At 44.9% G+C, this 6,526-nt stretch carries 5 protein-coding genes and 1 riboswitch; all 5 genes read left to right on the top strand.

Annotation, left to right across the window (positions count from 1 at the left end; translation table 11 throughout):
- Positions 1-293 (top strand): DUF4129 domain-containing protein (locus A6049_RS31875; protein WP_161490673.1); only part of this gene is annotated, 293 nt, incomplete at its 5' end.
- Between the two features lie 316 nt (positions 294-609).
- Positions 610-2,148, top strand: coding sequence for a glutamine-hydrolyzing GMP synthase (gene guaA, locus A6049_RS31880; protein ID WP_063568414.1), 1,539 nt, complete (start codon positions 610-612; stop codon positions 2,146-2,148).
- A 179-nt stretch (positions 2,149-2,327) separates the two neighbouring features.
- Positions 2,328-3,368, top strand: a complete 1,041-nt coding sequence (locus A6049_RS31885) for a leucine-rich repeat domain-containing protein (RefSeq protein ID WP_063568415.1) — start codon at positions 2,328-2,330, stop codon at positions 3,366-3,368.
- Positions 3,369-3,464: 96 nt separating this feature from the next.
- Positions 3,465-3,716, top strand: a complete 252-nt coding sequence (locus A6049_RS31890) for a hypothetical protein (protein WP_063568416.1) — start codon at positions 3,465-3,467, stop codon at positions 3,714-3,716.
- Positions 3,717-4,058: 342 nt separating this feature from the next.
- A riboswitch (purine riboswitch) is annotated at positions 4,059-4,158 on the top strand.
- A gap of 179 nt (positions 4,159-4,337) precedes the next feature.
- Entirely contained in the window at positions 4,338-5,714 is a 1,377-nt protein-coding gene (locus A6049_RS31895; RefSeq protein ID WP_063568417.1) for an NCS2 family permease, read from the top strand.
- Positions 5,715-6,526: the final 812 nt, after the last annotated feature.

The raw sequence follows: 6,526 nt of genomic DNA on the forward strand, positions 1-6,526 counted from the left end.
TGCTGCTGGCGTGGCCGCGCAGCAGCTTTCCGGACCGCGAGCGGCTGCTCAGCGCCGCCGCTCCGGTCTGGACCGCGCTCGCGCGCCGCTACGGCCCGCGGCCGCCGGGCATGACGCTGCGTGAATATGCAGCGTCACCCGCCGCAGCCGCAGGCACGGACGGCGCGGACATCGCGCGGTTCGCAGCCGACTGGGAACGGCTGCTGTACGGGCCGGACCGTCCGCTGCGTGCGGACAGTCTGGACTTCCTGCGCCGGGCACTTCAACTGGCCCGGCGCATGCAGGCGCTGTAACACGAAGTACAGCGCAGCACTAAACATAGGACGCCTTTCTCGCAACATAAAGCGAATGAGGCGTCTTTCCGCGATCATACACCGTGAGCTTTATGCGGAAGATCTCTTTTATGATGAAAATAGTGCGTCAACCCTTTTCTTATATTTCCGATCGGAAATATATAGAATGGAGGCGAGAATATTCGACTAAATATTGTAATCTCAGGCGTTGAATATGCCATGTTTTGAGATGTCGAAAAAAGGAGTTTCGCCTTTCCTTGACGGTATGTTTTGTCGTTGCGTATAATTAGTTTCATTAATTGAGGGAGGCTCGGTAATGAATAAGCAAAATGAAATAGTGGTTGTCCTTGACTTTGGGGGCCAATACAACCAGTTAATCGCCAGAAGAATCCGGGATCTGGGCGTATACAGCGAGCTTTTGCCGTATAACACACCGGCGGAGAAAATCGCAGAATTATCACCAAAAGGAATCGTATTCTCGGGCGGACCATCTAGCGTTTATGCAGAAAATGCACCACACGTAGATCCGGCCGTTTATGATCTGGGAGTGCCAATCTTCGGAATTTGTTACGGCATGCAGCTTATGGCGCAACAGCTTGATGGTAAAGTGGAGCGTTCCGAGAAGCGTGAGTACGGTAAAGCGGATATCGAGTTTGCACCAGGTTCTGCTCTTGCACAAGGTATCGAAGGTGAACATACGGTATGGATGAGTCATGGTGACCACGTGGTTGCTCTTCCTGCTGGATTCAAACTGGATGCAGGCACGGAAAGTGCGCCAATCGCAGCGATGAGCAACGATGAGCGCAAATTGTATGCTGTTCAGTTCCATCCAGAAGTACGTCACTCTGTTCGCGGTAATGAAATGATCAAAAACTTCCTGTACGAAATCTGTGGTTGCGAAGGCAACTGGAGCATGGAGACGTTTATCGAAGATACGATCAAGGATATCCGTGAAAAAGTGGGCGATGGTAAAGTATTGTGCGCACTTAGCGGCGGTGTAGATTCTTCCGTTGTTGCTGCATTGCTTCACAAAGCCATCGGTGACCAACTGACATGTATGTTTATCGACCATGGTCTGCTGCGTAAAGGCGAAGCGGAGAGCGTAATGGAGACGTTCGTCGGCAAATTCGACATGAAAGTTGTCAAAATCGATGCACAAGAGCGTTTCCTGTCCAAACTGGCAGGCGTGGATGATCCGGAACAAAAACGTAAAATTATCGGTAACGAGTTTATTTACGTATTTGACGAAGAATCCAAGCAGTTTGATGATTTTGCATTCCTGGCGCAAGGTACACTGTACACGGATATCGTGGAAAGTGGCACAGCGACAGCTCAAACTATCAAATCCCACCACAATGTGGGCGGATTGCCTGAGGACATGAACTTCAAGCTGATCGAACCACTGAGTGCCTTGTTCAAAGACGAAGTGCGTAAAGTCGGCGAAGAGTGCGGTTTGCCAGAAGCAATTGTATGGCGTCAGCCATTCCCAGGTCCGGGTCTTGCTATCCGTGTACTGGGCGAAGTAACGGAGGACAAGCTCAAAATCGTTCGTGATTCGGACTACATCCTGCGCGAGGAGATTGCCAAAGCCGGTCTTGACCGCGAAATCTGGCAATACTTTACGGCCCTGCCTAACATGAAGAGTGTTGGGGTTATGGGTGATGCGCGTACGTATTCCTATACTGTAGGTATCCGTGCTGTAACATCCATCGATGGTATGACAGCTGACTGGGCACGTATCCCTTGGGACGTATTGGAGAAAATCTCCGTGCGGATCGTTAACGAAGTGGATAACGTAAACCGTATCGTGTATGACGTAACTTCCAAACCGCCAGCAACGATTGAGTGGGAATAGAAGTTATCTATACAGATTTAATAACAAGGGATCGGAGTTTCCGTCAAAGGAGCTTCGGTCTCTTTTTTCTTTTCATTTTGTGTTTGCGCCAGACGTTATTTATACTTTGGTTTAGATAATCAATGGACCAACCAATAGATATTACGAAGAAGAAACTCTGTAAGGAGGAATAATAGCGGATGAAGGAAAGAATCGAACTCAACTCGGGATGGACTCGTGAGGAGGTTGTCGCACTTACGGCTCATCCTGAGCTAAAGATTGTTCAATACAGCGAGCACAATATCCCGGATGTGAACCTGATGCAGATATTGAATGAGGAGCTGTTTGCCAACAGACCCGATGTTACTTTTCGCATATATGGCTTTCATTCGCAATCTGGCGACTTGTCTGGTCTAAGATATATGAACCATTTAGAAAAGCTTGTGATTGATTGTAATAGACGCGTTCATGGGATTGAGGGCTTAGGTGAAATGCTAAGGTTAAAAGAATTTGCTTTTGACGTATTTGAAGCGGAATCTCTTGATGTATTAACACTTGTACCTAACACTTTAGAGCAGCTCCGCATCGGCAAAACTAAAACAAAGAAAACCAATTTGTCCGTACTTAACCGCTTTACCGAGCTTAAAACGCTGAGTGTGAATGGTCATACAACTAACATCGAAACGATCGGAACATTGTCTTCACTCCGGTCCCTCTATGTTTCGGGAATGCCATTAAAGGAATTGGGATACTTAAAAGATTTAACGGATTTGCGCGAACTTCATCTCAGTTTTGGTGGAGCAGAGAATCTGGATAGCCTTGCGGGAATGGAATCCTTGCAACTGTTGAAGCTCCTAAGGGTGAAAGGATTATCTGACCTATCCGTATTGCCTGAATTGAAGGGATTGCGCTTATTAGGGATAGAGGACCAGCCGCATCTAACGAGTCTGCCGTCTCTTGAAAATCTGACTGAATTACAGCGTGTTTTCCTGAACAATGTGAATGTGGAGAATATTGACTGGGCAAAGACTTCCAAAAGTCTGAAAGAGCTCGCTCTTCTGCAAATGAAGCATATTAATGCCGAAGATATCGAATCCCTGATTTATCATAAATCCTTGGAAAGAATGATCGTTCATTTGAAAAGTGCCAAACAGCAAAAAGTGGCGAAGCAGGCGATAATGGCAGCAGGCATGTGGGATGAGAGCGGATGGTGGTATAACGATGAATCTCTGAATATTTAATTTCTTTTTTAAGTTCGTTTCATATTATTTTCATGTCGGGCTTGTACACTAAGTACAGAATACGGCTATATGGCAACTGAAAGGAGAATTGAATGTATGCGTAAAACCGACAATATGAGCAAATGGAAGATGGGCATTGGAAGTGCGTTTCTGATGGTGATGCTGGCAGGATGCGGCTCGGGTATGCAGGACTTGGCTCTTGGTGCGGGAGATTCTTCATTTGTGAACTTAGAGGCAGCAGATTCATCTTCCGATCAAGCACAGAATCAGGAATTGTCTGAGGGATCGACCGATAATACAGGTCAGGAACAACAGCAGGCACAGGACGTGCATCAGACAGAGATTTAGAATATATGGCGTAGGACCTATCATGTAAAAAAATGAATTAGTAACCGTAGCAGTCTGCTCTCTATACCTAAGCTTTTTGAATATCCAAATACATGATCCTCATCACATAACCATCTTCTCGGTAACGGTAACCTATGAAGCTACCGCAATCAAAGTGTGCCTGCCACCTTTGATTGCGGTAGCTTTTTGATTTGTGAAACCTCAGTTTAATTTGGGTGGTAAACCGCTGAACTGGTTCATTTTGTTAAATAATACGAACGATTTATATGATAAGTGATAATAATATTCGTTTTTCTCATTGACAAACTAGAGGTAACCCTCCTAAAATAGTGATTGGAAACACACAAATAGCGCATACTACTTCGTATAATCCCGGGGATTGGCCTGGGAGTCTCTACGAGATCACCCTAATGATCTGGCTACGAAGAGGAGAAGGCTGAGCACATGAATTCTACATGATTGCGTCGGGCATGACATCACGCACATTAGAATTTTTTTTGTTCTCCCTAATTGGCACCGTGCCACTCCTCATCAGTTAAAACCCTGGGTGATGCATTCATCTCAGGGGTATTTGTCGTTTTTCAAAAGGCTTCAACATCTCTAAGGGGGAATTATTGAATTATGGATCGTTTCTTTAAATTAAAAGAAAACGGAACGAACGTTAGAACGGAGATTGTTGCGGGTCTTACTACCTTTATGACAATGGCGTACATTCTTTTCGTAAACACGTTGTTCTTGGGATCAGCCGGAGCCGGTATGTCGGACAATGCAGTATTTTTTGCAACAGCCGTGGGTGCTGGTCTGATGACCATCATTATGGGATTGTTCGTTAACATTCCGATCGCCCTTGCACCAGGTATGGGTTTGAACGCTTACTTCATGACCGTGGTTCTGAGTTCCAACGGTGCGATTTCCTGGCAGGCAGCTCTCGGAGCCGTATTTATCTCTGGTATCGTGTTTATTATTTTGACAGTAACCAAAATTCGTCAAATGCTGCTCGTTGCAGTTCCAGACTCATTAAAAATGGCAATCACCGTTGGTATTGGTCTCTTTATTACCATTGTAGGTTTCAAACTGGCTAATCTGGTCGCTGTAACAGTCAATGTTGCACCTGATGCAGATCTGAGCCAACCGATTCCGGGCAGCAGTTTTAATCTGTCTTTGGGTAATTTCATCACTCATCATGATGCGTTACTGGCACTGATTGGACTACTCATTATTGCTGTACTGATGGTTATGCGCGTCAAAGGTGCATTGCTAATCGGTATCATTGCTACAACGTTGATTGGTATCCCCATGGGCGTTACGAATCTCAGCGGATTGTCTGGTGCAAGCTGGTTGCCTAACTTCAGTGATTTGGCGGTTGGACAACTGGACTTGAAAGGTGCAATTAGCCTTGGATTGTTTGAAATCATCTTCATCTTCACCTTTGTAGAGCTGTTTGACACATTTGGAACAATGGTGGGTACAGCAACACGAATGGGGATTATGAAGGACAAGAAGAAAGGCGAGAAAACAATTGGTAAAGCAATGCTCGTGGATGCAGTGGGTGTAAGTGCAGGGGCTGCACTGGGTACAAGTACAATTACCGCATTCGTTGAAAGTGCCTCAGGCGTCGAAGCTGGTGGACGTACAGGTCTGACCTCTGTAACGACAGGTATCCTATTCATCCTGGCTTTGTTTATTGCTCCACTTGCATTGGTTGTTCCGTCCGCTGCAACAGCTCCGGCGTTGATCATCGTGGGTGTCTTGATGATGAATCAGGTTCGTAGCATTGAGTGGGATGACTTCCTGCAAGCTTTCCCGGCGTTTCTTACCATCGTATTGATGCCTTTCACTGGAGGAATTGCAAACGGGATTTCTGCAGGGATTGTATCTTATGTAATCCTGGCCGTATTCGGTAACCTGGTTACGGATCGCAAAGTGAAGATACACTGGCTTATGTGGATATTGGCTATCATTGTTATATGTCGGTATGTATTTATAGGTGGGGAATAAAGGTTTGACTGAATGGATTGGGTCAGATACTTATGATGTATTTATTATTGTACAAATGAAAAGAAGCGGAAGCCTTGGTACATTAACGGGGCTTTCGCTTTTTTGTTTCTTCTATATATGTAGCATGAACTTTGACTTTCTTCTATATATAAAGGAGGAACATACATGAGTTATGATTTGATGGTTTTTGATCCAGCCAAAGCTTCGGTTGATATAGCGTCGTTTATGAGATGGTATGGTGAGCAGACAAAGTAGTCGAAAGTGGTCGGAGGACCATTCCTATTCAGACATTTCCTTCTATGTATGTGGACGATGAATGTGTTTGAAGCGATGGAAGGAGCGGGAACAGATAATCGATTAACAGAATACTCGCTTGGAAAAGAATTGGTTTATGATAAATTCGCATGGTCTGTTCCGTAAGATGCCTGTAAATTGATGCGTGAGTTGACTAAGAAGCATAACGTTGGTTTTCTTTGATGTAAGCGGATCGGATGGTAAAATCATCAGGCCCTAATGTGTATACTAAAATAGCAAACTTGAAAAACAGCACGACGAGAATTAAATAGCAGCTGGATATAGCCAGTTTGAAAGACACTCTACTATATATAATAGAAACTATTGTAATGTGAGAGAGTTGCTATTCTCCGAGATTAAAAAGATAATTGCTGATGAGGGATGAGTATCGTATAAGTTATAAATAGGAGTAGAGAGGAAGAAGAGAACCCCTCACAGATAAATTGAAAATAAAGCTTGCATTCGAAATCTGTACATGGTATATTATAATTCCGGCCAAGAAAACACGAGAAACACGG

The organism is Paenibacillus sp. O199, from assembly GCF_001636635.1.
Lineage (GTDB): Bacteria > Bacillota > Bacilli > Paenibacillales > Paenibacillaceae > Paenibacillus > Paenibacillus marchantiae.